The sequence below is a fragment of the Clostridium sp. AM43-3BH genome (assembly GCF_003479985.1).
In the GTDB taxonomy this organism is placed as follows: Bacteria; Bacillota; Clostridia; order Lachnospirales; family Lachnospiraceae; genus Otoolea; species Otoolea fessa.
This window is the reverse complement of the sequence record NZ_QUIH01000006.1, coordinates 84,038-110,157: the sequence shown is the minus strand read 5'-3', so window position 1 is coordinate 110,157 and position 26,120 is coordinate 84,038. Positions and strand designations below refer to the sequence as shown.

Below are 26,120 nucleotides of genomic sequence, written 5' to 3'. Positions count from 1 at the left end.
GGATGATTATGATGGGGTTAGACCAGAATCAGTAATTTTATTCATTGTTAAAAGGTACGGCGTGATCTATCGACTCCAAAGCTTAGGATGATAGGAACTGCGTTTTTTGATGATGAGGTACCTGGAACGAGATCAGGGATAGCGTGATGGAGGAGAAAGACATGTTAAATTACAAGAAATATAAGAGAGTTCCGGTGGTAGATTACCCGGAGCGTGAGTGGCCGAATAAAGAGATTGAGAAAGCGCCGATCTGGTGCAGCGTTGACCTGCGCGACGGCAACCAGGCACTGGTTGAGCCGATGGTCGTAGAGGAGAAGATCGAGATGTTCAACCTCCTGGTAAAACTTGGATTTAAAGAGATCGAGATTGGCTTCCCGGCAGCTTCCCAGATTGAGTACGATTTTCTGCGCCAGTTAGTAGAGCGCAAGCTTATCCCGGACGACGTAGTTGTACAGGTTCTGACCCAGTGCCGCGAGCACCTGATCAAGAGAACCTTTGATGCCATCCAGGGTATTCCGAAGGCGATCGTACATATTTACAATTCAACTTCTACCTTACAGCGTGAGGTTGTATTCCATGCAGACCGCGAGGAAGTAAAGCAGATCGCGATCGATGGTACCCGCATGGTAAAGAAATATATGAAAGATTACGACGGAAAAGTAATCCTTGAGTACTCTCCGGAGAGCTTTACCGGAACCGAGCTTGATTTCGCATTGGATATCTGCACCGCTGTACAGGAAGAGTGGGGCGCTACACCGGACAATAAGATCATCATCAACCTTCCGGCAACGGTTGAGATGACGACTCCGAACGTATATGCAGACCAGATCGAGTGGATGAACAGGCATTTTAAGAACCGTGACAGCATTATTTTAAGTATCCATCCGCACAATGACCGTGGTACCGGCATTGCAGCGACCGAACTGGCGCTCTTAGCAGGTGCAGACCGTGTCGAGGGTACACTGCTTGGAAACGGCGAGCGTACTGGTAATATCGATGTATTAAATATCGCTTACAATATGTTCTCCCAGGGTATCAACCCGGAGTTAAATCTGGAAAATGTAAAGGAGATCACCGAGGTTTGTGAGCGCTGCACAAAGATGACCGTTGACCCGAGACATCCGTATGCAGGCAAGCTGGTATTTACCGCATTTTCCGGTTCCCATCAGGATGCGATCAGCAAGGGTATGCAGGCGCTTCAGAAGAGAACCGATGGCATCTGGGAGGTTCCGTACCTGCCGATCGATCCGAGCGATATCGGACGCGAGTACGAGCCGGTTGTCCGCATCAACAGCCAGTCCGGCAAGGGCGGCGTAGCCTTCGTTATGGATTCCTTCTACGGATTCCGTCTTCCGAAGGGAATGCACAAAGAGTTTGCTGACATTATCCAGAAGATTGCAGAAAAGCAGGGCGAGGTAGCTCCGGAGCAGATCATGGACGAGTTCCGTGCAAACTATCTGGACAGAAAAGAGCCGATGCACTTCAAAAAATGCCAGATCACAGACAAGGAGTACGAGGGCGGCGCATTCGCAACCGTTGCAATTCTTACCTTTACCGATCATGACACCGAGCGTACCGTTGAGGGCGTAGGTAACGGACCGATCGATGCGGTACAGAGAGCGATCGAGGAGGCACTTGGCATTGAGATCCGTGTTCTGGACTACAACGAGCATGCACTTCGTTCCGGTTCCGGCGCACAGGCAGCTTCCTACATCCACCTGATGGATGTAAAGAGCGGCCGGGCAACCTACGGTGTCGGCATCAGCTCCAACATTACGAGAGCATCTATCCGCGGTATCTTCAGTGCGGTAAACAGATTGTTCTACTAAAAATTAAAATGAATCAATTCAGGGTGACTGCTTGTGTACGTGTGGACAGTCGCTGGTTTGGGCGGTATGCAGAAATGTGTGCCGCTCTTTTTCTGCCTGCCCATCTTTTTTAAAACAGGTTTCACCGGATACTCCGCATTCCAATATTGACAAGAACAAAATTCCGGTGTTACGATATAGAAAACTGAAAAACTGCGTGAAATGACGATATTCGACTGAAAATTTCATGCTTATGAAAAAGAGAAAGGAAGTCCGTGAAAATGATTCTAAGGGCGAAGTATTTAATTACCGGAGATGGCAGAACCTGTTTGCAGGATCAGGCGGTGTATCTGGATAAAGAGGGAAAAATCGGCTGGATAGGAGACGCTGCGGAAGCGGCGGGGCGCTACCCGGAAGAGATGGTAAAGGATTACGGCGAGGCGACGATCCTGCCGGGACTGTTTGATATGCATGTACATTTCGGCTACTACTACAGCCAGCCGGATCTGGATAATTATGACGATTATATGGTGGCATACTATGCGCTGGAACAGGCGAAACAGTCGCTGCGGCTCGGCATCACGACGGTGCGCGATCTGTCCTGTCCGCCCAATCTGATGAAGCAGCTGCGTCTGGCAGGGCAGAAGGGGTATGTGACGGTTCCGCGTATCATCCATGCGGACGCAGGTATCTGCATGACCGGTGGACACGGACATCAGGATGGGGTCGAGGAGGCGGACAGCCCGTGGGGTGTGCGCGCCGCTATCCGAAGACAGCTGCGTGCGGGAGCTGACTGGGTCAAGATCCTGACGAGCAACCGTGGCGATATCCCGGAATTTACGCAGGAAGAGCTGGATGCAGCGGTCGATGAGGCGCACCGCCAGGGGGTGAAGATCGCGGTTCATTCGGGTACACAGCCGTCGATTCAGATGTGTATTGACGCGGGATTTGACACGATCGAGCACGGAACCTTTTTAACAGAGGCGCAGGCGCGCCAGATGGCGGAAAAAGGAATCGCGTGGACGCCGACGATCACGGCGTACACGTATTTGTATGAGCAGACGAAGCAGATGATCGAGGCGGGTGTGGACATGGACAACCCGATCGCCGCCAGAGCCGTTCACGATCAGGCATTTTTCAAACCGGCGTTTGAGGCGTACCGGGACAATTTCAAAAAGCTCTATGACACGGGAGTTACGGTGCTGGCAGGCAGCGACATGGTACTCTACAAAGCACCGCCGCTTCCGATTCATCAGGAACTCGGCTATATGGTAGACTATGGAATCACGCCGGTGGAGGCAGTGAGAACCGCAACCTACAATGCGGCGAGCGTGCTTGGAATCGAGAAGGAGACGGGTAGCCTGAAAGAGGGCCTGGCGGGGGATCTGCTGGTTGTAAAGGGGGATGTCTCAAAGAATATTCGTGCGCTGGATGATGTGCAGGAAGTGTATCTGGCAGGAGAAATAGTGTATACGGTGTAAAAGATATGAAAAAGCTGTCTTTTTCAGAAATGCAGGAGTTTTTGTTTCCTGAGATGGGAAAAACCAAAAAGAAAATAAAAACATCTTGAAATTCTAAAAGAGACAGCTTTTATTATGTTTCTATACCGCGCAGACTATTTAAAATACGACTTCATTCCCATGAACAAACGGATTCGGCGTGTGTACGGTCAGAATCTTAACGACACGGTTTGTGTTGTTGACCCAGTCATGCGGGGTCTGGGAGTGGATCTGGATGCTGTCGCCCGGATTCAGGCAGTATTCGCTGCCGTCCAGATATACGGTCAGGATACCCTCCAGAACGTAGATAAATTCTTCACCGTCGTGCTGATTCATCTCAAGCTGGTTTTCAGAGCTTGTGGTGGCAGACGGCATCAGGTGGAAAATACGCGGAAGACAGGCAAATCCCTGTGCATTTCCATTGACCAGGTACTGTACGATCTGGGGGTTGATCTGGGAACAGTGCATGGCAAAACTCCGGCTGACCGGGGATTTCTCCTGATCGGCGGAGGAGTCAAAGAACGAAGACAGACTGACTCCGAGGATCGTAGCAAGCTTTGCCAGAGAGTCGATTGCGATCGAAGAGAGACCGCGCTCCAACTGGGAAAGAAAGCCGATGGACAGACCGGACTCTTCGCTGAGCTGTTTTAGTGTGTATTTTTTTGCGGTACGGAAGGCCTTCACCTTGGCACCGATGGTAACATTATGATCCATAGATATATCCCCCTTGCGGCATCATTCTTTAATATAACATATCCACTATACAGGATTTTTGTTGGAACGTCAACTAAAGGGGTAGTTTTGACGGGTAAATTTAATTCGAAATGGAACGATTTTTTGGGAAAAAACCAAAATGGGCGGCGGATTTGGAGAAGTGAACCAGTGAGCGGATAGAAGGGGGAGAAAATGGGATAGAGAAAACGGGTGGACAGAAAATAAAAACAGGGGGAGAAACAGAATGAAGGAAATAGTACGTGCTTCGATCGAGGATTGTTCCCAGATCGAGCGCTTCCGTTTGGTGACCCGTCTGGGAAATGCGATTCTTTCCAACGGCGGGGAGGTATTCCGGGCGGAGCAGGCGATGGAGTATGCGGCGCGGGCGCTGCGTCTTGAAGCATTTAATGCGTATGTGATTGCGAATGGGATTTTTTCAAATGTGGTGATTGACGGGCGGTTTTATTCCAGCCGTATCTGTTATGTGCCGCTGGCACCTACGATTCTATGCCGGGTGGATGCCTTAAATGATCTGTCGAGAAAGATTGCGGCGGGTAAATGCGGTCCTTATGAGATGCGGATGCGCCTTGAGCAGATTGAACACATGAAAGTGCTCGAAAATCGGGGAAAGGTTCTGGCGGCAGGAATTGGAAGCGCTGGATTTTGTTACCTGTTCCAGGGCAGCCTGCGCGATACGGCGGCGGCATTTGTGGCGGGAGTGCTGCTGTATTTGTTCCTTTTATACGCAGCTCCGCGCTTTTCTTCGTCCCGGATGATGCAGACGATCATGACGAGCAGCGTGCTTGCATTGTGCTGTTGTTTGCTGTGCTGGATCGGGCTGGGAGAAAGCCTGGATCATGTCATGATCGGAGCTGTGTTCACGCTGGCGCCGGGTGTGCCTCTGACCAATTCGATCCGGAATTTTTTGGAAAATGATTATTTATCCGGTCTGATCCGTTTTGTAGACGCCTTTTTGACGGCGGGCTGTATTGCGATCGGAGTTGGTGTGGCACTGCGGTTCTGGATGTTTGCGATGGGAGGTATGCTCTGATGGAAATGGCAGGGGAAATTCTGGGGCAGCTTCTGGCGGCCTGTGTCGGAACTGCCGCCTTTTCGGCACTGTTTGGAGTCCCGAAGAAGTATTGGCTGGACTGTGGTATCTGCGGGGCAGTCGGCTGGGGCGTGTATCTGGCGGTCATGGCAGCTTATCAGACGCCGATCATCGGGACCTTCGCGGCGAGCGCGGTCTTGACGATGCTGTCGCGCTGTCTGGCGATACAGCGGAAAGCGCCGACGATCCTCTTTCTGGTATGCGGCATCTTCCCGCTTGTGCCCGGAGCGGCGATCTACTATACCGCCTACAACTTCTTCATGGGACAGGAAGCGCTGGCGCTCCAGTATGGCATGGATACAATCAAGATGGCGATCGCAATCGGGCTGGGGATCGGAGCGGCATATTCGCTTCCGGGACATCTGTTTGGATGGAAGCGGGAGATAGAGGTGTGGGAACCTGAGAAAGAAGGTAAAAAGTAGCCGCGGTTTACTTTTCCTTTAAAATATAGTAGAATACCCTCGTACTATTAAGGAAAATATGATCGGCTGCGGCAGGAGTGGGGTATTCTGCGGGCTTGGTGGAGGGGACAGACATCGATATGGACAGTAAATTTTATGAGCCAGAAGTTCTGAAACAGCTGCAGGGAGAGATTTTGTCGATTCTGGATGATTTTATCCGGATCTGTGAAGACTATCATCTGGAATATTTCGGGATAGCCGGAACGGGAATCGGTGCGCTGCGGCACAAGGGATTTATTCCCTGGGACGATGATATCGATATTGCGATGCCGCGGCGAGATTTTGAGCACCTGCTCCGGATCGTGGAAAAGAAGATGAGCGACCGGTATCTGGTTCTCAATGCAGAGCGATATCCCAATTATCCGCTGATGACGACCCGTCTGGTGAAGAAGGGGACGGTGTTTGTCGAGGAGGTTATGAAGGATGTGGACTGTCCGTTCGGTATCTTTCTGGATCTGTATGTGCTTGACAATGTGGCGGACAACCCGGTTCTATACCAGATTCAGTCGTGGACGGCATGGTTCTGGAGTAAGCTGATGATTCTGCGGGCGATTCCGCGCCCGACGCTGCAGCAGCGGGGCATCAAGGCGAAGCTTATCTGGGCGGTCTGCGGGATGGTCTACAAGGCGATGAAGCTGCTCCATATCTCGCCTCAGTGGCTGCGGATGCGCTGTGAGCGGGTCTGCCGCAAATACAATAAATACCGGACACGCCGGATGGCATTTCTGCCGGACACAAGCCCATACTGGAATGTCGTGGACCGGACACGCTGTTATCCGCTCCGAAAGCTGGAATTTGAGGGCAGACGCATGAATTTCCCAGGAAATATCGAGGAAATGCTGACAAAAATGTATGGCGATTTCATGCAGCTTCCGCCGGTTGAAAAACGCAAAACACACACGCCGAGCCGGCTGGAATTTTCAAAGGAAGAGATACTGTAGTGGTAAAATATTTAGCGAACGCCCTGATCGGTGGAGACGGGCAGATTGAAAAACGAAATATGAGCTGGAATATGATAGGGAGCTTTCTCTATGCACTGGCGTCCATGGTGCTGACGATCGCGGTCATCCAGATTGTCGGCGAGGATGAGGGCGGTATCTTCTCCTTTGCGTATTCTACATTTGGTCAGCATATGTTTATGGTGGCCTATTTTGGCATCCGCCCGTTCCAGATCACGGATACGAGGCGGCGGTTTACGTTTGGCGAATATCTGCGGCTGCGCCTGATGACCTGCGGCGCGGCGCTGGTAGCCGGGCTTTTTTATGTGACGGTGATCAACCGGGACTATGCCTTTGTCAAGGCGGCGACGGTGTTTTTAATGGTCGCGTACAAGGTGATCGACGGTTTCGCGGACGCTTACGAGGCAGAATTTCAGCGTGATGGACGCCTGTATCTGACGGGCAAATCAAACGCATTCCGGACGGTTTTATCGGTCGGTGTCTTTTTAGGCAGTTTGAATGCGACCCACAACCTGGTTGGCTCCTGCCTGGCGGCGGTACTGGCGCAGCTGGCGGGCGTGTGCCTGTTTGATTTTTCGGTAATCGGTCATCTGCCGCAGGTGGACTGGGAGGTCCGCTCCGGGCGTGTCGGGCTGTTGTTTAAAGAAAATGTAGTCCTGTTTTTATCGGTTATTCTGGATTTTTATGTTTTTTCTGCCGCGAAATATGCGATCGAGGGCAATATGGCGGACAAGTATCAGGCGGTATTCGGTGCGATCTTTATGCCGACCAGCGTCATCAATCTGGTGGCAGGCTTCGTCATCCGCCCGTATATCACGAAACTCTCGGATCAGTGGGAGCGGAATGCGCTCCCGGAATTTGCCGGGACGGTAGGCCGGCTGGCGGCAATCATCGCGGCGCTTACGGCGCTGGCAGTCGGGGGTGCCTGGATTCTCGGAATCCCGGTTCTCTCAATGTTATATCCGAAGATTGCGTATATGCTGCGGGAATGCCGCCTGGCGCTGGCGTTTATCATTCTGGGCGGCGCGTTTAATGCGTATGTGAATCTGTTTTATTATGCACTCATCATTATGCAGGAGCAGAAACGAATTTTTCTGGGTTATGTCGGTGTGACGGCAGCGGCGCTCCTTATTTCTTCGCCCTGTGTACGGGCGGCGGGACTGCTGGGAGGATCGCTTTCGTATCTGCTTTTGATGGCGGCACTGACTGCCTGCTTTGGACTGACGTCGCTTGTGATGTACCGGAGACGGGTACGCGGGATATAGAACTTGTTTAGAATGTACTCTCGGAGTCTTTCTGCACTTGCTTTTGTGGCTGATTTTCCGCCAGCCGCACCCGAATTTCATCAACGTACGCACCGCGTACGCCTCAGAAATTTGGGCACAACTGACAAAAAATCATCTCACAAAATCGAGCACAGAAAGATTTCGAGAGTACATTAGATAGATTTGGAGGAAATGTATGATTAATTTTGCGGTAGGACCGGTTCAGATGGACGAGGAAATCCGGGCGATCGGGGCGGAAGAAGTGCCATATTTCCGCACACCGGAATTTTCTGCAATTATGAAGGAAAATGAGCGCCTGATGAAGCAGTTCACCGGGGCGCCTGAGGATGCACGGGCGGTTTTCCTGACAGGTTCGGGCACGGCGGCGATGGAAGCGGCAGTCATGAACCTTTTTACAGAGCGCGACCGCGTGCTGGTCGTAAACGGCGGCAGTTTTGGCGCGCGGTTTGCGAAAATTTGTGAGATCCATGAAGTTCCTCATGAGGAGATCCAGCTGGAGAGCGGACGGGCGCTTCGGGCAGAAGACCTGGCACCGTATGAGGGAAAAGGATTTACCGGATTTTTAGTCAATGTCCATGAGACTTCCACGGGCGTTCTCTATGATATGGAGCTGATTTCGGACTTTTGCAGACGAAACCAGCTGATTCTGGCGGTTGACGCGGTCAGCTCGTTTCTTGCCGATCCATTTTGGATGGGAAAATGGGGCGTTGATCTGGTGCTGACCGGTTCTCAGAAAGCGCTGGCACTTCCGCCGGGACTCTCGATTCTGGTGCTGGGGGCGCGTGCGATCGCGAGAGTGCAGGAGACGGCGGTCCGCTCGATGTATTTTGATCTGCGCGACTATCTGAAAAATGGCGAGCGGGGGCAGACGCCGTTTACACCAGCGGTCGGAGTGCTTTTACAGCTTCATAAACGGCTGACGATGATCGAGGAAAAAGGGCTTGAGGCAGAACAGGCACGGATCCGCTGTCAGGCGGAGGATTTCCGAAGCAAAATAAAAGATCTTCCGTTTGAGATCGTTTCCAATTCTCTCTCGGCGGCATTGACGCCGCTTCACCCGACGGGCGTGGACAAAGAGGGGAAAGTGGTCTCAGCGCATCGGATTTTTGAGATTTTGAAGGATGAATACGGCATCTGGATCTGCCCGAACGGCGGCGCGCTTGCCGACACGGTGTTCCGTGTCGGTCATATCGGCGCATTGACGCCGGAAGACAATGACAGCCTGATTGCGGCATGGAAAGATATGCAAAGGAGGGGACTTCTGTGAAAGTATTGATTCTGGCAGCGGGACGGGGAACCCGGATCTCGCGTTATCTGTCGGGAAAACCAAAATGTACGGTGGATATCGGCGGCGGACAGTGCCTGATCGAGTACACGATTGACCTGCTTCATTCCCGCGGCATCCAGGATATCGGCATCGTGCTGGGCTATGAGGCGCAGGTAATCCGCGAGGTCTTGGCAGACAAGGGAGTTTCCTTTTTCTACAACCCGTTTTACGATGTGACAAACAGCATTGCGTCTGCATGGTTTGCGAAGGAGTTCCTGACAGGGGACGATCTGCTGATCATGAACGGTGACGTATACCTGGAGGAAAAATTGCTTGACCGGATCCTCGCGCAGGGCAGGAGCCCGGTGATGTTTGCGGACGAGAGCCGCCGGGAGACAGCGGATTATAAGTTCTTCTATGAAGATGGAATTTTGAAAAAATATGGAAAAGAGCTGACCGGGGATGATGTGACGGGCGAGTACATCGGAATCGGACGGTTTTCAGCGGCATTTATGCCGGAATTTATCTGCCGGATGGAGGAGATGATCGACCGCCAGGAGCACGGCGTCTGGTGGGAAAATGTTGTTTACAGCATGACCGGGCAGCAGCCGGTCTATGTCGAGGACGTCAGCGGGCATTTCTGGGCGGAGGTTGATTATATTGAGGATTATGAGCGCATCCTGGAACACAGGGGCGTGGAGAAGATAGTGCGCTAGAGCGCTTGATTTGAAAGACAAAACACGGTTCACGGGTAGGCACTTTTGGAACCGAAAGTGCCGTAAGAAAACGTGGTGGCAGCAGAAATTTACCGAATTTAAACGGGAAAAATAAGGGAGAAGTACAGATGCAGTTTAACAGGCATTTTATCAATCGAATAGAGAAAAAAGATGTGCTGCGGCTGCTTCTGGCGCTTGCGGCAGTCTTTGTGATGGGTGTTCTGGGCGAGTTTGTCTGCAATTTCCCGGCGCTCCGGGCAAATGGATGGACGCGGCAGGCGACGCGGACGATCGCTCTGGACGAGGTGCAGGTGAGCGGATTTGAGCGGGTAGAGACAGAAAAGAACGGTTTGGGTGAAATCACCGGAGAGCCGGGGCAAACCATTGGAGAGAATAGGCGGCAGGTGGAAAATACAGAGGTGCTGCAGCTTTCGGATGCAAGCGGTTATCTTCACATTCCACTGGACGGCAGCTACGTCAGCCAGTTTCTTTACCATTATGATTACGATGGTCTGTTAAATGCTACCGTCCGCCTCGGTTACCGCAACATCTATGGCGAGCAGCGGGAGCACAACGCAAAGATGGTCATGGACCGCAACTGCCGGGTGCTGAAATTTTCTTCGGTTCCGGTGAATGGGAAGCTGGACTACGTGGATCTTCTGATTACGCGGGAGGATCTAGACGAAGAAGGGCTTTCCTACATGAATTTTGGCGGGATGCCGCTTGCACTGACCGGGTTTGCGACGGTGGCGCGGGCAGGTATCAACTGGTACCGGCTGGGACTTTTCTGGTGTGCGGCGGCGGTTTTGATCGCACTTCTCTGTTTCCGGGATTTCGTGGCAAAGCGCATCGAGGTTGGATTTCTGCTGATCTCCCTGACGTTTGGAACAATATTTTCACTGTCGCTCCCGGCAAATAAGGTGAGCTGGGATGAGGAAGTGCATTTCGCGCAGGCATTCTGGATGGCAAATTACCGGACGCCGGTGCAGGCGGAACCGGCGCTTTTACAGGAGTTTACGACGGGCGTAGATACCTGGCCGTACAATCAGCCGGAGAGTCGGGACGAGCAGGCGGCGCTCACTTCGTATCTGAATCAGAATGCGGGTTACCGGCACGGTGAACATCTCTGGAGTACGGATCTCAACAAAACGACGATGACTGGATATGTGGGTTCGGCGCTGGCGCTGAAAGCGGGAGGGCTGCTTCATATCCCATTTGGAATCCTGTATAAGCTGGGGAGGCTGGGAAATCTCTATGTCTATGCGGCAGTTTTGTATTTTGCCATCAAAAAGACACCGGTCGGCAAGGCGATCCTGGCATTTCTGGCGCTGATGCCCGAGCCGATGATGCTGGCGGGGGCATATTCCTATGACCCGACCGTCACGGCATTTTTGTGGCTGTCTTTCGCGGGCATTCTGGAAGCGGCGCTTGGCGGGCGGAAAATGGACTGGAAAGCGTATGCGCTTATCGTGCTTACCTTTGTATGGGGCTGCCGCGTCAAGGCGGTATATGCGCCGCTCATTCTGCTGGGACTGATGATTCCGGCAGAAAAGTTCCGTTCTAAACGGGAAATGTACCTGATGAAGGGTGGATTTATCGTGATCTGCGGTCTGATGATGTTATCTTTCATCCTGCCGGTTCTGATCGCGCCGCGCGATATCGGGGATACGAGAGGCGACAGCACCAGCGAGAAAGGGCAGATGGCATACATTCTGGGACAGCCGCTTGCCTATGCATGGGTGCTGATGTGCAACCTGTTCCGGACGCTTCCGTCCTATGTGCTGGGCGAAAATTCCCTGGGGCTTCTGGGACACACGGGAACGATGTCATTTCCGTGGGCGCTGTATGCTGGTTCGGCGGCCGTTATCCTCACAGCCGGGCAGTCATCCTGTGGAAAACGTCTGTCAAAAAAACAGAAGCTGTGGATATTTATACTCTGCGTGGGAACGGCGGTGCTGGTCTGGACTTCGATGTACATCGCATTTACCAGACCGGGTAATACCTATATCGACGGCGTACAGGGGCGCTATTACCTGCCATTTCTGCCGCTTGTCTGGCTGGTTTTAAACCCGGAGCGGGTGATGGTGCGGATGGAGAATAAAAACTATCATGCGCTGGTGTTAGGGGCGGCGGCGCTGATTCTGGCGGCAACGGTTTATCTGGATATCTGGATGAAGTTCTGCCGGTAAGCATAAGCAAGCTAGAAGAAGGCAAAGGTTACTGTATACGGGTAGGCACTTTTGGAACCGAAAGTGCCGTAAGAAAACGTGGTGGTAGCAGGAATTTGCCGTATTTAAATGCGAAGCCACGGCAAATTCCGTTACTGGGCACGTATGCGTGAACAGTAACAGGCAAAGATGTTTGAAACGTTAAAATCTATCATAAGTCTGGTAAAAATAAATTCAAGCAGGTACCGCTCTTGAAAAACGAGAAGGCAGAAGTGCGGCATGAAAGAGCGAGAGAGAAAGGGAACGAGATGCAGCAGGAAATCATTCATACATTTGCGGTCTGTGCATACAAGGATTCGCCGTATCTGGAAGAATGTCTGCGTTCGGTGACGAGACAGACGGTCAAATCGGAGGTGATCTGCTGTACCTCGACGCCGAGCAGCTATATCCGGGAGCTGGCAGCGCGGTATCAGGTGCCGCTCTATGTGCGGGACGGGGCGAGCAATATCCGTGAGGACTGGATGTTTGCCTATGGAAAGGCGCAGGGGCGTTTCGTCACGATCGCCCATCAGGACGACCGATACCGCAGCGATTATGCCGAAAAGCTTTTAAAGGCATGGAAGAAATATCCGGATCTGCTGCTGTTTGCGAGCGATTATCTCACGATCCGCATGACGGAGAAAGAGGGAAAAATGAAAGCCATTCCGGAGCCATTTAACATGGTCTGGCTGGTAAAAAAGATACTGCGCCTGCCGCTGCGGCTTCGTTTCCTGGCAAACCGCACATGGATCAAGCGGAGCAGTGTCTGGTTTGGCAATTCGATCTGCTGTCCGTCCTGCACGTACAATAAAGAACAGATTGGGGACGATATGTTCCATTCGGAGTATGATTTTGCGCTGGACTGGGACAACCTTTACGAGCTGGCGGGCAAAAAAGGGCGTTTTATCTGTTCAGAAAAACCGCTGATTGCCTACCGCGTCCATGCGGCGGCGACGACGAAAGCCTGCATTGAGGACAACCGGCGCCCGGCGGATGAGATGGCGATGTTCCGGAAAATGTGGCCGGACTGGATGGTAAAGATTCTGATGCATTTTTACAGAAAAGCCTATAAGGAGTACGAAAAATGAGAAAAGCCGATGTGATTATACCTACGTTCAAACCGGGGGATAAGCTGGAAAAACTTCTGCGGCGGCTGTTGGAACAGAGTGTGCCGGTGGGCCGTGTGATCATCATGAATACGGAAGAAAAGTACTGGGATGCTGAGCGGTTTGAGTCCTTATTTGAGGGGGAAGATACGAAGCTGACCGTGTGCCATATCCGCCAGTCGGAATTTGACCATGGAAGGACGCGCCATGAGGGAATTTTGAAATCAGATGCGGATGTCTGCATCTGCATGACGCACGACTGCGTGCCGTATGACCGGAATCTGGTGAAAGAGCTTCTGGAGGCGCTGGATGCTTCGGAACGTGTGGCGGCAGCATATGCGAGACAGCTTCCGGCGGCGGACTGCGGTGTGATTGAACGGTATACGAGGGACTTTAATTATCCGGCGGTGAGCCGTCTGAAAGGGAAAGAGGACGAGGACGAGCTGGGAATCAAGACGTATTTCTGTTCCAATGTCTGCGCGGCATACCGGCGGAATATTTACCTGAAGCTTGGCGGATTTACGAAGAAAACCATTTTCAACGAGGATATGATTTTTGCCGGACACGCGGTGGAAGCCGGGTATCAGATTGCCTACGCGGCGGACGCGCAGGTCATCCATTCCCACAATTATACGGCGATGCAGCAGCTGCACCGGAATTTCGACCTTGGCGTATCGCAGGCGGATCACCCTGAGGTGTTTGGGCGCCTTCATTCGGAGGGCGAGGGAATCCGTCTGGTGAAGAAAACAGCGAAATGGCTGGTGGAAAATGGTCATGTGCTTCTTCTGCCGCAGCTTGTGATGGCGAGCGGAAGTAAATATGCCGGGTACTGGCTGGGAAAGCATTATAAAAAGCTGCCGGAGGGGCTGATTCGAAGCCTGACGATGAATCCGGCATACTGGGAAGGAGAAGCGGGCGATGGAAGATAAGGCGTTATTGTCCACAGAAGAAGCTTCTGGGGCGGAAAAAGCCGAACTTTTGATAGTCATACCGGCGTACAACGAAGCCGAAAATATAGAGCGGGTTGTGAACCATCTGACTGCCAATTTTCCGCAGTATGATTATGTGGTCGTCAATGACGGATCGCGCGATGAGACGGCGGCGATCTGCCAGAGAAATGGATATAATCTGTTGAACCTTCCGGTCAATCTGGGACTGGCGGGAGCATTTCAGGCGGGACTTAAATATGCCGACAAGTACGGATATCAATATGCGGTCCAGCTCGATGGAGACGGACAGCACCGTCCGGAGTATCTGGAATCCATGATCAAGAAAATGGAAGAAGGTTACGATATCGTCATCGGTTCCCGGTTTGTCGGGGAGAAAAAGCCATTTACGATGCGGATGCTTGGAAGTAATCTGATCGAGATGGCGATCCGCTTCACAACTGGTGTCAATATCAAGGATCCGACCTCGGGAATGCGGATGTTCAGCAAGCGCATGATCCGCGAATTTGCATCGGGGCTTAACTACGGTCCGGAGCCGGACACCGTTTCCTACCTGATCCGCCAGGGCGCGCGGGTGGCGGAGGTGCCGGTCATCATGGATGAACGGATTCTGGGAGTCAGTTACCTGACACCGGTCAATGCGATGCGGTATATGCTTAAAATGCTGATTTCGATTCTGTTAATCCAGAATTTCAGAAAGAGGAGGTAGCGCCATGACGCCAACACTCAGAGTTGTCCTGATCGTCGTGTCGATCCTGACAACCTTTATGATTATGCGGAAGATCCGGCAGTCAAAACTCCAGATCGAGGATTCGATTTTCTGGCTGGGATTCTCGTCCATTCTCATTGTGTTCAGTATCTTTCCGGGGCTGCCGGATCTTTTGGCGGAGCTGGCGGGAACGTACACGACTGCCAATTTTATCTATCTGGCGGTTATTTTCCTTCTGATTGTGAAAATGTTCCATATGTCGATCAAACAGTCGCAGCTGGAGACGAAGGTCAAGGATCTGGCGCAGAAGATTGCGCTGGATGAAAATGAGCGGGGGAAAGAGGCACAAACATCTGTAAAAAAGGTTGTCAGCCAGAAAAACGAATGATATAGTTAAAGATGGCACAGCCGAAAAGGATGATGCCAGTTACGTATTGAAAAATGAATTGAAATACCTGCATAAGAAGGAGATAGAAAAATGGGAAAGATTAAAGTAACACCATGTGACATCAAGGGACTTTATGTAATTGAACCGACTGTTTTCAAGGACGAGCGCGGTTATTTTATGGAGACATACAATCAGAACGATTTCCATGAGGCGGGACTCGACATGGTATTTGTACAGGACAACCAGTCCATGTCTGTCAAGGGCGTTCTGCGCGGACTTCATTACCAGAAACAGTATCCGCAGGGCAAGCTGGTGCGTGCAGTGCGCGGTACCGTATTTGATGTGGCGGTAGACCTTCGTACCGGTTCTGAGACCTACGGAAAATGGTTTGGCGTGGTTCTTTCCGCGGAGAACAAGAAGCAGTTCTACATTCCGGAAGGATTTGCACACGGCTTCCTGGTACTGTCCGATGAGGCAGAATTTGCATACAAATGTACCGATTTTTATCATCCTGGCGATGAGGGCGGTATGGCATGGAACGATCCGGAGATTGGCGTTGAGTGGCCGATCGAGGAAGGCATGGAGTTGATTATTTCGGAGAAAGACCAGAAATGGGGCGGCTTCCGGGATGCATTCAAATTTTAAGAATGGAGTTAGGATAGAATGCGGGAACTGATTTCCCTGTTTCGGGAACTGATAGGAAAAAGAAAATTGGTCACCGAGCTTGCCAAGGCGGATTTCCGCAAGCGCTTTGTCGGCTCGTACTTTGGAATTGTCTGGATGTTTATTCAGCCGATGGTTACGATCGCGATCTATGCGTTCATCTTCGGTGAACATGGCATGAAAAATGCGCCGCCGGTTCCGGGGGCGACCTATGTCATCTGGCTGACGCCGGGTATCATCCCGTGGTTTTATTTCAGCGAGATTTTAAATACGGGCACAAACTGCCTGCAGGAGTACCATTATCTGGTTAAAAAGGTAGTATTCCAGGTGGAGATGCTTCCGGTTATCAAGCTTATCTCCTGTTTCCTGGTACACGCCTGCTTCCTGATCATTATGGCAGGGCTGTACCTGATTGACGGGCGTATGCCGTCTGCAACCTGGATTCAGGTGTTATACTATTCTTTTGCGGCGTCGATGCTTGGACTGGCGCTTACCTATTTTACCAGCGCCGTGCAGGTGTTCTTTAAAGATATGGCGCAGATCGTCGGCATCTGCCTCCAGTTCGGCATGTGGCTGACCCCGATCATGTACGACGAGGCAATCTTCACCAGCCGCGCATCCTGGCTGGAGTGGGTATTCAAGCTTAACCCATTCTACTACATCGCCGCAGGCTACCGCGACAGCATGCTTACGGGAAGCTGGTTCTTCGAGCGGCCGACGATGACGATTTATTTCTGGGTGGTAACATTTATTTTGATGATAATAGGACTGAAGGTATTCAAAAAACTTCGTCCCCATTTCTCAGACGTACTGTAGATGGGAAGGGAGCTGCTGTAGATGGTGTTGACAGCTATTGGATTATCGAGATGCGAACAACGATAATCTGAGAAGCTGCCAGTGCCGCCTCCGGCAGCTCCCTTCTGCGACAACTTATCAATAGGAGTTTACATAAAATGGTTTTCAGTTCAATCATCTTCCTATGGGTTCTTCTCCCCTGCATCCTGCTCCTCTACTACGTGAGCCCCAAACCGTTCAAAAACGGCATCCTGACCGTATTCAGCCTCTTTTTCTATGCCTGGGGCGAACCGCGGTATGTGGTGCTCATGATTTTTTCGGTTCTGCTCAACTACGGTTTCGGGCGTCTGGTGGAGAAATTCGGGAAAAAGAGATGGCTTTTGGCGCTCTGCGTGACGCTCAATCTTCTGATCCTCGGCTATTTTAAATATTACAATTTCCTCGCCGAGGTGCTGAATCCGCTGCTTCGCGGGTTTGATATAGCGCTTCCGGCGATTCAGGTGACGCTGCCGATCGGAATTTCCTTCTATACCTTCCAGGCGCTTTCCTACGTGGTGGATGTGTACCGGGGCGAAAATCAGGCGCAGAAAAATCCGTTCAACATGATGCTTTATATTTCCTTCTTCCCGCAGCTCATAGCGGGACCGATCGTGAAATACCATGACATCGAGGAGCAGATCGAAAACAGGACCGTCACGCTGGAGGGCTTTTCTTACGGCGTGAAACGCTTTATTTTCGGTCTGGGAAAGAAGGTCATCCTGGCAAATACCTTTGCCGAGGTGGTGGACGCGGTCTACGCGTATCAGGCGGCGGATGTGAGCCAGGCGATGCTCTGGCTGACGGCGCTTCTCTATATGCTGCAGATTTATTTCGATTTTTCTGGCTATTCGGACATGGCGATTGGGCTTGGAAAAATGTTTGGCTTTACATTTATTGAAAACTTCCGGCTGCCGTATACAGCGACTTCGATCCAGGATTTCTGGCGGAAATGGCATATTTCCCTCTCCAGCTGGTTTAAAGAGTACGTGTACATTCCGCTCGGCGGAAACAGGAGGGGCACGGCGCGGACGTATGTCAACCTTTGGACGGTCTTTCTGCTGACCGGCATCTGGCACGGAGCGGGCTGGACGTTCATTTTCTGGGGCATTTACCATGGCTTTTTCAACGTGCTGGAGCGCTGTTTTCTGGGAAAATGGCTGAAGCAGGAGAAATTCCGGCCGTTGGCGCATATCTATGCGGTGTTTGTCGTGCTGATCGGCTGGATTTTCTTCCGCGCGGACACGATCGGGCAGGCATTTTCCTTTATCCGGTATATGTTTGTGCCGCACAGCGCAGTCGTTTTGATGGAACGCTACATGAACCGGAAACTCTGGATGTTTCTGGCGGCGGCGCTGCTGGCATGTGGTCCGGTGCAGTGGTTTTGGATGAAATGGAAAGGGCGCGTGCTGGCGCAGGATGGCTCGGTGACGGTCGCAAGCTGGATCGGCTACATGGCGATCCTGTGGTTTTCCATTTTGCTGCTTGTCAACAATACATACAATCCATTTATTTATTTCCGTTTTTAAAAGCAGTGTAGAAAGCATGCTTGCCTGTGCGATGAGAACATAAAAATGAAAGCATGGGCGGCAGGGCGTGAAAGTACAGAAAGATGGATTCATGCAGGGAGAAGAAAACGAGAGATATGAATCGAGAGACAGGGACAAAAATACTTCTGATTGGTTCCTTTGCGGCGAGCCTGGTGCTGCCGACGCTTGTCTATCCGGCGGTTAGGAGCCATCTGGACCAGCAGAATTATGAAAACAGGGAATTGGCATCCTTTCCGGAACTGTCGGCTGCCAATTTTGACAATATTCCGACGGAATTTGAAGCGTATTACAACGACCATGTTCCGTTTAAAAATCTGTTTGTCAAGGCGAAGACAAAGCTGGATCTGGAGCTTTTAAATGAAAGCTCGATTTCGGATGTGACGGTCGGAAAAGAAAACTGGCTGTTTTACACCGTTTCGGAGGACGGCGAGGATGCGCTGGCGGATTATCAGCGGACAAATCTCTATACGGCGGATGAGAAAACAGCGCTGGCGGACGCGATTACCTCGGTAAACGAGAAAATGAAAGAGCGCGGCATCCGGTTTGTGATGTTTGAGGCACCCAACAAGGAAAGTGTCTATGCGGAATATATGCCGGATTCGGTCCGGGTATACGGAAGTGAGTCGCGTCTGGATGCGGCGCTCCCGGAGCTTGCGGCGCAGGGACTTCCGGTGTATGACATGAAGCCGGAGCTTCTGAAAGAGGCGGACACGTATCAGCTTTATTACAAATATGATACGCACTGGAACCAGATCGGCTCTTTTATCGGAAGCCAGCAGATTGCACAGACTTTGCTTGGAACCTCTACACCGCTCAGTGCAGTCTCGATTGAGGCGGCAGGACCGGCGTCCGGAGACCTGGCGCGGATGCTTAACATGGCAGCAGAGTACAGCGACGATACCGAATATGTGATTCAGAATTATCTGCCGGAGGTGACGGCTACGACGGTGGATATGAACGAGGACAACAGCTTTGCAGTATTTGAGTCGGATTCGCCGAATGATAAAACACTTCTGGTGGTAGGCGATTCCTTTAGCCAGAACCTTAAATATTTTATGCCGAAGCTATACCGGAAAACGGTGTTTGCGACCTTTGACACATACACGGAGGCGCTTCTGGATGAATACCAGCCGGATGATTTTGTCTATCTGACGGTCGAGCGCAACCAGGAGCTGTTTGAGGATGTGGAGACGGTTGTCTGGCGGGATGAGGTGCCGGAGAAGGACGGGTAAGGTGCCGGATGTCCGGGCGGAAGGGGGATGCAAAGTTTTTTTAAAACTAAATAAAAAGAATCACTCGTAAAGTGCTAGTTCGGGTGATTCTTTTTTTATGCCTCTTGATTCCATATTTTGTTGCGCGAGGGTTATTATAAAAAAATGGAAGAGGATGTAAAGAGGGAAATTTTGAAAAGCGAAGGTAGAAGGCTTGAAAATCAGGGGTGGATAGATTAAAATAAATGGATAATATATTATACAAAACAAATAAAAAATAGCATTAATGGATAATATATTATCCATGATTTAAATGGAAAAAATTAAAATAGAATTTCCCTAAAGTTTGTGTTTATGGGATAATAAAGGAGAAAGGATAGGGCGGATGGAGACAGGAAAGAAACTTCAGGTTATGTATGAAGACAGACTGGTAGGAACTCTTGCATTAACAGCGAATCACAAGGTGGCATTTGAGTATGATGATGCATGGCTGGAAGAGGGATTTTCGATCAGTCCGTTTTCACTGCCTTTGAAAAAGCAGGTGTTTATTCCAAATAAGGATTATTTTGAAGGTTTGTTTGGGGTGTTTGCGGATAGCCTGCCAGATGCGTGGGGGCGCCTGCTTTTGCGGCGTCTTTTGCTGGCGCATAAGCAGCAGCCAGACGATTGGACAGTGTTAGACCGGCTGGCGGTTGTGGGAAGATCTGGGATGGGGGCGTTGACCTATCGTCCGCAGCGGGAACTTTCGGTTGAGGAGAAAAATGATAATCTGGACGAACTTGCGGAGGCCTGCCAGAAAATATTAAATACCGAATACTCGGACAAATTGGATGAACTGTACCGGCTGGGCGGTACAAGCGGAGGTGCGCGCCCAAAAATCATGACGCAGATTCAGGGAGAGGACTGGCTGATTAAATTTCCGGCACATATAGATGGAAAAGATGCAGGGAAGATGGAGTATGACTATGCGTGCTGTGCAAAACAGTGCGGAATTGTCATGAGTGAATCGAGATTGTTTCCCTCAAGGCGATGCAAAGGATATTTTGGAACCAGACGATTTGATCGGGAAATAGAAAATGGGATGGTAAAGCGGGTTCATATGCTGACGGCAGCGGCGTTATTAGAACTGGATTTTGAACAGCCAAGTCTGGATTACCATCAATTGATGAAATTAACGAAAATATTGACGAATGGGAAGGCAGAAGATATAGAAAACATGTTCCGCCGTATGTGTTTTAATGTGTTTGCCCACAACCGGGATGATCATTCAAAGAATTTTACTTATATATATCGGGAGGAGGAAGAGCAATGGCGCCTGGGACCAGCGTATGATCTGACGTACAGCAACACATATTATGGGGAACATACGACCAGCGTAGATGGCAATGGACGAAATCCGGGTGAGAAGGAGCTGCTTGCAGTTGGGCTTGCAGCCGGAATGAAAAAAACGAGATGCATGGAAATGATAAAACAGATTCGTACATGTGTGCAGGACATGTTAGGTCATTATCTTTAGAGAGGCAGGAGAGCAATATGGAAGCACTTATCTGGGAAACTGCAGATGAACTGGATCAGAAACTGGCATCACGGCTGCGTAACATCCGGAAACGCCGCGCTATTTCACAGCAGAGACTGGCGGACATGAGTGGGGTGAGTTATGGCTCAATTAAGCGATTTGAGGCGACGGGGCAGATTTCCCTTTTGTCACTCACAAAAATCGCGATGGCACTGGATTTGGCGGAAGAGCTGCGGGGGCTTTTTACGCGGGTTCCGTACAAAAATATTGAGGAGGTAATCCGCGAATCCCGTTAAGCCACCGTTCACGCATTGTGTAGGCAGCACCCATCCGCGTAGCCCTGCCAGAACCGTTCGCAGGCGACCGCGCGAGACGCCCGAATGAGCCAAGGTACATTCTTTTTTAGGCGGGATGCACAAATCCGCAAATCGCCGCCGGACGTTTTTGTTTATATTTCAAGTATGGCTGTTTTTGTAACTTTTGTACATAGTCAGGGTGTCAAAATTGGTACTTATTACATATATTAACTTATGTTTATATAATTGCAAATGACTTATAAGTTTATACCACTTCCGGGGATGGTACTTTTTGTTTGACAGTGTTATATTATTGCCATCGAAAGAAACAAGAGATTTTCACAGACGGATATCGTAATAGTATCATAAGAATATTGCAATGGATTTCCGCCTATCATATGAAAAAATATAATTTTATTTGATGGAGGTAATTATCATGATGAAAGCAACAAGAACATTCAATAACGGTTTATATCAGGAGAATTTATATCAGGCATATTACAACACACCAGCAGAAAAGCATGTAGTTTCCGAGTCCTTAGAGCAGGAAGCAATGCCGGTACTGGTACATCGTTTAGCTGCACAGTTAGGTTATACCGAGTCTGAGGCAGAAGTAGAAAAAGAGTTTCTGTGCGAAATGTAATGGATAATCTGCTCGCAAGCTTATAACCATCCGGCAGAATTGGATGAGTTACCACCAACCTAAAGCATTTACGACAGAACAAGGCTTCTGAAGCCAGAAAAAGAAAACCGTCTGAGAAAGAATGAAAGATTCTTTTACAGACGGTTTTCTTTTTTTACCGAATCGCGTTTTTCATTGATTTCACGTATTCTGCCACATACGGCACACGGGATATCGCTTTCTTCTTTTATCAGATTTACCATCGCGCCGATATCGGTCGTGATCTCACTCCGGACGCCGGTGCCACCTTGATTCATGGAGTGATTCCATGCGCTTTGCGAGATACCTGCATATCTCCGGCAACTAACATAAGCCCTACGTCGCAGAGTACTAGGCTGAAAATATATCCAGCTTTTGGCTGCGCCCTCAGAGGTCCATTTGGCAGCCTGCATCTCGACCCGGTTCTCAGCCTCCCGGACTCTCTGTGCGCGCATATGCTGCTTTGATCTCCGCTTCAACGGTTTTGGTGTGTTCGATTTTTCATCAATATACTATGATGATGTAAAGTGTCAAATATTTTTTGAGAAAAAATTAAATTTTTTTAAAATTATGTGATTCTTTGGAAGTATGTCCCAGCCTTGCCAGCAGCAAAATAGCGAAGAAAGTGATCATTTCCGACGCCAGGAAAGACAGCCAGACGCCGTTCAGCCCAAACAGGCGCGCCAGTGTGACAGCGCAGGGGATGATAGCGACGGCCCCGCGCAGCAGAGAACCGGCGATGGCTGGTTTTGGCTGCGCGACGGCGGAAAAATAGGCAACCAGCAGGATGTTGATGCCAGCAAAGAGAAAGCCCAGGAAATACAGCCGGAGCCCGCTGTGGGCGTAATGCAGAAGTTCGGCGTTCTGCTCCTGGTTGAAGATCTGGATCAGTGGATCGGTCATGCTCCAGGTCAGCACCAGAATGATCGCTTCCACGATCAGGCAGGCGATGACGCCCCAGGTCAGGAACTGGCGGCTCTGCGTGTGATCGCCTTTTCCGTAGCTTTCGCTGATGAGCGGCTGCGTGCCCTGCGCGAGTCCGTTGAACAGGCACATGGCAACGACGGAGAGATTGGCAGTGACGCCGTAAGCGGCGACACCGATATTTCCGGCGAGTCCCAGAAGCAGGAAATTAAAGACGATCGCGATCACGGCGGAGGATATTTCGCCGACAAAGGCGGATACGCCGAGCTGGCAGCAGGCGATCAGGTGGCGCAGGGATGGAGCGCGAAAACGGAATCCGACCTGATTGTGTTTTCCCAGGTAGTGCGTGCCGCAGATGCTCATCGTCACAAGCGGGCAGAATGCCGTCGCTAACGCCGCGCCGGTCAGTCCCAGACCTGCCGGAAACATGAAGATGTAGTCAAACACGATGTTGAACATACTTCCGGCGATGGAGCCGAGCATCGCGATCGCCGGAGCGCTGTCATTGCGCGCAAACGCCGTGAATGCGTAGTTGGACATAAAAAAAGGCGAGGCAGCCAGAATAATGCGGAGATACTGCTTTCCGAGCGCGGTCAGCCCCGCGTCTGCGCCGAGAAGCTGCAAGATTTTATCCGGGATGAAAATGCCTGCCAGCACCAGCGGAATGCTGATGAGAATATCCCAGGTTACGGCGGAGAGAAAATAGAAGCTGGCGTTTTTGCCCTGCGCACGGTCGATCGCATAACGGGTCGCCGATCCGATCCCGATCATTGCTCCAATCGCATAGATCAGTCCGTAAACCGGTAAAATCAGATTTAAGACCGCCAGACCATCTGCACCGGAGTAGACCGAGATAAAATAGGTGTCTGCGAGGATGTAGACGGAAATTCCCAGCATGCCCGCCATGCTTTGGAAAATGTATTTAAAAAATTTCTGTAACATAAAAAATCTCCCTTGTATGTATTCTCATAAACGGTAACGACCATTGTACCGAAGAATGGAAATAAATACAAGGGAGAATGTGTTTTTTTACAGCTTCTTGGCCCGCTCTTTAATATTCTGATGGAAGTTGATGATGTCATGCTCATACTCCTCATCCATCAGCGGCGAGGTAATCATAAAATCGGCAGTCGCTTTATTGTTGGCGATCGGGATATCGTAAACCTGGGCGATTCGAAGAAGCGCCTTGACATCCGGATCGTGCGGCTGGGCGGTCAGGGGATCGGAGAAGAAGATGATAAAATCAACCTGTCCCTCGACGACTTTTGCACCGATCTGCTGGTCGCCGCCCAGAGGACCGCTGTTATAGCCCTTGACCGGAAGCCCGGTATATTCCGTAATCATGCGGGCGGTTGTGCCGGTTCCGCATAAGAAATGTTTTTTGAGGATCTCTTTGTTCGCCTCACACCAGTCGATGAGTTCACGTTTTTTATTGTCGTGTGCGATGAGTGCAATATTTTTTTGTTTTCGAATTGTCATTGTTAAAAAATCCATAGAATCATCCTCCTTTGCCATGATTTTTGCATAGCATCTGGATATTGTCAAGAAAATACAAAACATTTCACAAAAAAATACGAATGTTTTTCGTGAGTACATAGAAAGAGGTGTGTTTTTCTGCGTACAGGAATTGCAAGAAACATAGAAAACATGCTATACTACGAGAATAGTGGAACAGGAGGAACGAAAAAGATATATGTCTGCTGAAAATACAACAAACACAGGGGCACAAGAGGCGGAGAACGCAGAGAAGTACGCGGTCGAAGTGAAAAATGTGACCAAGATATACAGGCTGTATGATAAACCGATCGACCGGCTGAAAGAATCGCTGAGCGTCAGCCATAAAGAATACCACAAGGATTTCTACGCGTTGAGCGATCTTTCCTTTACGGTTGAAAAAGGTCAGACGGTCGGCATCATCGGTACGAATGGTTCGGGTAAATCGACGATCCTTAAGATCATTACCGGCGTTCTCACGCCGACGACCGGCGAGGTGACGGTGCGCGGCAAAATTTCGGCGCTGCTGGAGCTGGGAGCCGGATTTAACCAGGACTACACCGGTATCGAAAATATCTATATGAACGGTACTATGATGGGATATACCAAAAAAGAGATGGATGCAAAGCTGCCGGAGATTCTCGATTTTGCCGAGATTGGCGATTTCGTCTATCAGCCGGTCAAGACGTACTCGAGCGGTATGTTCGTGCGTCTGGCATTTGCGCTTGCGATCAACGTCGAGCCGGAGATCCTGATCGTTGATGAGGCGCTCTCGGTCGGGGATGTCTTTTTCCAGTCCAAGTGCTACCGCCGCATGGAGGAGATCCGCAAAAACGGCACGACGATCATCATGGTAACCCATGATATGGGAAGTATCATCAAATACTGCGATAAGGTAGTGCTGCTCAATAAGGGAGAATTTATCGCACAGGGTTCGGCGGGCAAGATGGTCGATCTCTACAAAAAGATTCTGGCAGGACAGATGGACGCGCTGCGCGCCGAGCTGGAAGTGATGAACGATTTTTCCGGGGACAAGGTAGTAAAAGCGGAGAAAGCAGGAGCCGGAAGTGCGGAGAATGGTGCATCTGGAAATGAGGCTGGAAATAACGATGCCGGAAATATAAACGGCTCCGGGGCAGTGGATGGCACCGCAGAAAATGGAGTCGCTTCAGCATCGGACGGCACCGGAAATCCGGCTGCTTTGAACGGAGAAACGGCGAAAAAGCCGGGCTTAATGCGCGACAAGCTGACGATCAACGCAAACCGCGAGGAGTACGGCGACGGAAGGGCGCAGATCTTCGATCTGGGACTGGTGGACGCGCGCGGCAATATCACTAACCTGCTCTTAAAAGGCGAAGAGTTTACCATCCGCGAGCGCATCCGTTTCAATGCACCGATTCAGGCACCGATCTTTACTTATACGATCAAGGATAAGAAAGGAACCGACCTGACCGGCACGAACACCCTGTTTGAGGGAACGGATGTCCATCCGGTCAAGGAGGGCGATATTTACGATGTCGCGTTTACGCAGAAGATGACTCTGCAGGGCGGCGAATACCTGCTGTCCATGAGCTGTACCGGATTTGAAGGCGGCGAGCACGTGGTGTACCACCGTCTCTACGATGTGGCAAATATTACCGTTATTTCTAATAAGAACACGGTCGGTGTCTACGACATGGAGCCGGATGTAGCGGTCAGGTTATCGCCGGCCGGAGAGGCAGCGAAGCAGGCGGAGTCGCTTAGTGCGGATGAGGCGGCACAGGAAGATCTGCAGGCATGATAAAAGGAGAAATAAG

25 protein-coding genes are annotated in these 26,120 nt (G+C 50.7%); 21 read left to right on the top strand and 4 right to left on the bottom strand.

Annotation, left to right across the window (positions count from 1 at the left end; all coding sequences use genetic code 11):
- Nucleotides 1-161: 161 nt before the first annotated feature.
- Together leuA and DW931_RS10785 are read left to right on the top strand one after the other, a co-directional pair.
- Entirely contained in the window at nt 162-1,829 is a 1,668-nt protein-coding gene (gene leuA, locus DW931_RS10790; RefSeq protein ID WP_118626970.1) for a 2-isopropylmalate synthase, read from the top strand.
- Between the two features lie 260 nt (nt 1,830-2,089).
- Nucleotides 2,090-3,289, top strand: coding sequence for an amidohydrolase family protein (locus DW931_RS10785; protein ID WP_118626969.1), 1,200 nt, complete (start codon nt 2,090-2,092; stop codon nt 3,287-3,289).
- Nucleotides 3,290-3,427: 138 nt separating this feature from the next.
- On the opposite strand, the gene DW931_RS10780 is transcribed toward DW931_RS10785, so the two are convergent.
- Entirely contained in the window at nt 3,428-4,021 is a 594-nt protein-coding gene (locus tag DW931_RS10780; protein ID WP_022360036.1) for a cupin domain-containing protein, read from the bottom strand.
- 244 nt (nt 4,022-4,265) lie between these two features.
- Between DW931_RS10780 and DW931_RS10775 the strand changes: the two genes are divergently transcribed.
- The 18 genes from DW931_RS10775 to DW931_RS10690 all read left to right on the top strand — a co-directional run bounded on the left by DW931_RS10775 (nt 4,266) and on the right by DW931_RS10690 (nt 21,888).
- A complete protein-coding gene (locus tag DW931_RS10775) occupies nt 4,266-5,072 on the top strand; it encodes a threonine/serine exporter family protein (protein WP_022360037.1) in 807 nt (268 codons plus the stop codon).
- Nucleotides 5,072-5,554 carry a threonine/serine exporter family protein gene (locus DW931_RS10770; protein WP_243015195.1) on the top strand — a complete coding sequence of 161 codons (483 nt, stop codon included), beginning with the start codon at nt 5,072-5,074 and terminating at the stop codon, nt 5,552-5,554. The genes DW931_RS10775 and DW931_RS10770 overlap by 1 nt, the downstream gene beginning before the upstream one ends.
- Before the next feature lie 119 nt (nt 5,555-5,673).
- Nucleotides 5,674-6,534: a LicD family protein gene (locus DW931_RS10765; protein ID WP_118481829.1), complete on the top strand. Its 861-nt coding sequence runs from the start codon at nt 5,674-5,676 to the stop codon at nt 6,532-6,534.
- Nucleotides 6,534-7,817, top strand: coding sequence for a lipopolysaccharide biosynthesis protein (locus DW931_RS10760; protein WP_338108855.1), 1,284 nt, complete (start codon nt 6,534-6,536; stop codon nt 7,815-7,817). Before DW931_RS10765 ends, DW931_RS10760 begins: the two co-directional genes overlap by 1 nt.
- A gap of 196 nt (nt 7,818-8,013) precedes the next feature.
- The gene (locus DW931_RS10755) at nt 8,014-9,105 is read left to right on the top strand and encodes an aminotransferase class V-fold PLP-dependent enzyme (RefSeq protein WP_107000713.1); all 1,092 of its coding nucleotides are present in this window, start codon (nt 8,014-8,016) and stop codon (nt 9,103-9,105) included.
- Entirely contained in the window at nt 9,102-9,821 is a 720-nt protein-coding gene (locus DW931_RS10750) for a phosphocholine cytidylyltransferase family protein (RefSeq protein WP_022360042.1), read from the top strand. Before DW931_RS10755 ends, DW931_RS10750 begins: the two co-directional genes overlap by 4 nt.
- Before the next feature lie 128 nt (nt 9,822-9,949).
- Entirely contained in the window at nt 9,950-12,010 is a 2,061-nt protein-coding gene (locus tag DW931_RS10745; RefSeq protein WP_107000712.1) for a DUF2142 domain-containing protein, read from the top strand.
- A 230-nt stretch (nt 12,011-12,240) separates the two neighbouring features.
- Nucleotides 12,241-13,116, top strand: coding sequence for a glycosyltransferase family A protein (locus DW931_RS10740; protein ID WP_338108854.1), 876 nt, complete (start codon nt 12,241-12,243; stop codon nt 13,114-13,116).
- Nucleotides 13,113-14,063, top strand: a complete 951-nt coding sequence (locus tag DW931_RS10735) for a glycosyltransferase (RefSeq protein ID WP_107000711.1) — start codon at nt 13,113-13,115, stop codon at nt 14,061-14,063. The genes DW931_RS10740 and DW931_RS10735 overlap by 4 nt, the downstream gene beginning before the upstream one ends.
- Entirely contained in the window at nt 14,053-14,790 is a 738-nt protein-coding gene (locus DW931_RS10730; RefSeq protein ID WP_107000710.1) for a glycosyltransferase family 2 protein, read from the top strand. The genes DW931_RS10735 and DW931_RS10730 overlap by 11 nt, the downstream gene beginning before the upstream one ends.
- A 4-nt stretch (nt 14,791-14,794) precedes the next feature.
- Entirely contained in the window at nt 14,795-15,178 is a 384-nt protein-coding gene (locus DW931_RS10725; protein WP_107000709.1) for a DUF2304 domain-containing protein, read from the top strand.
- A gap of 90 nt (nt 15,179-15,268) precedes the next feature.
- Complete coding sequence (rfbC, locus tag DW931_RS10720; protein ID WP_022360048.1) at nt 15,269-15,823, top strand: dTDP-4-dehydrorhamnose 3,5-epimerase; 555 nt, start codon at nt 15,269-15,271, stop codon at nt 15,821-15,823.
- Nucleotides 15,824-15,841: 18 nt separating this feature from the next.
- Nucleotides 15,842-16,657, top strand: coding sequence for an ABC transporter permease (locus tag DW931_RS10715; RefSeq protein ID WP_022360049.1), 816 nt, complete (start codon nt 15,842-15,844; stop codon nt 16,655-16,657).
- Between the two features lie 137 nt (nt 16,658-16,794).
- Nucleotides 16,795-18,201 (top strand): MBOAT family O-acyltransferase, encoded by a 1,407-nt coding sequence (locus DW931_RS10710; RefSeq protein ID WP_107000708.1) that lies wholly within the window; start codon nt 16,795-16,797, stop codon nt 18,199-18,201.
- A gap of 116 nt (nt 18,202-18,317) precedes the next feature.
- On the top strand, nt 18,318-19,454 hold the full coding sequence (locus DW931_RS10705) for a hypothetical protein (protein ID WP_181357195.1): 1,137 nt from the start codon (nt 18,318-18,320) through the stop codon (nt 19,452-19,454).
- 364 nt (nt 19,455-19,818) lie between these two features.
- Nucleotides 19,819-20,949, top strand: a complete 1,131-nt coding sequence (locus DW931_RS10700; protein ID WP_107000706.1) for a type II toxin-antitoxin system HipA family toxin — start codon at nt 19,819-19,821, stop codon at nt 20,947-20,949.
- Nucleotides 20,950-20,966: 17 nt separating this feature from the next.
- A complete protein-coding gene (locus DW931_RS10695) occupies nt 20,967-21,245 on the top strand; it encodes a helix-turn-helix transcriptional regulator (protein ID WP_107000705.1) in 279 nt (92 codons plus the stop codon).
- 436 nt (nt 21,246-21,681) lie between these two features.
- Complete coding sequence (locus DW931_RS10690) at nt 21,682-21,888, top strand: hypothetical protein (RefSeq protein WP_107000704.1); 207 nt, start codon at nt 21,682-21,684, stop codon at nt 21,886-21,888.
- A gap of 134 nt (nt 21,889-22,022) precedes the next feature.
- Here DW931_RS10690 and DW931_RS16490 read toward each other — a convergent pair whose 3' ends face one another.
- The 3 genes from DW931_RS16490 to DW931_RS10670 form a co-directional block, all read right to left on the bottom strand.
- The gene (locus tag DW931_RS16490) at nt 22,023-22,184 is read right to left on the bottom strand and encodes a hypothetical protein (RefSeq protein WP_338108853.1); all 162 of its coding nucleotides are present in this window, start codon (nt 22,182-22,184) and stop codon (nt 22,023-22,025) included.
- A 274-nt stretch (nt 22,185-22,458) separates the two neighbouring features.
- Nucleotides 22,459-23,772: an MATE family efflux transporter gene (locus tag DW931_RS10675; RefSeq protein ID WP_118481828.1), complete on the bottom strand. Its 1,314-nt coding sequence runs from the start codon at nt 23,770-23,772 to the stop codon at nt 22,459-22,461.
- A gap of 87 nt (nt 23,773-23,859) precedes the next feature.
- The gene (locus tag DW931_RS10670; protein WP_117796860.1) at nt 23,860-24,324 is read right to left on the bottom strand and encodes a methylglyoxal synthase; all 465 of its coding nucleotides are present in this window, start codon (nt 24,322-24,324) and stop codon (nt 23,860-23,862) included.
- A 199-nt stretch (nt 24,325-24,523) separates the two neighbouring features.
- Here DW931_RS10670 and DW931_RS10665 point away from each other — a divergent pair, with 199 nt between their 5' ends.
- Nucleotides 24,524-26,104, top strand: a complete 1,581-nt coding sequence (locus DW931_RS10665) for an ABC transporter ATP-binding protein (RefSeq protein WP_117796861.1) — start codon at nt 24,524-24,526, stop codon at nt 26,102-26,104.
- Nucleotides 26,105-26,120 lie beyond the last annotated feature (16 nt).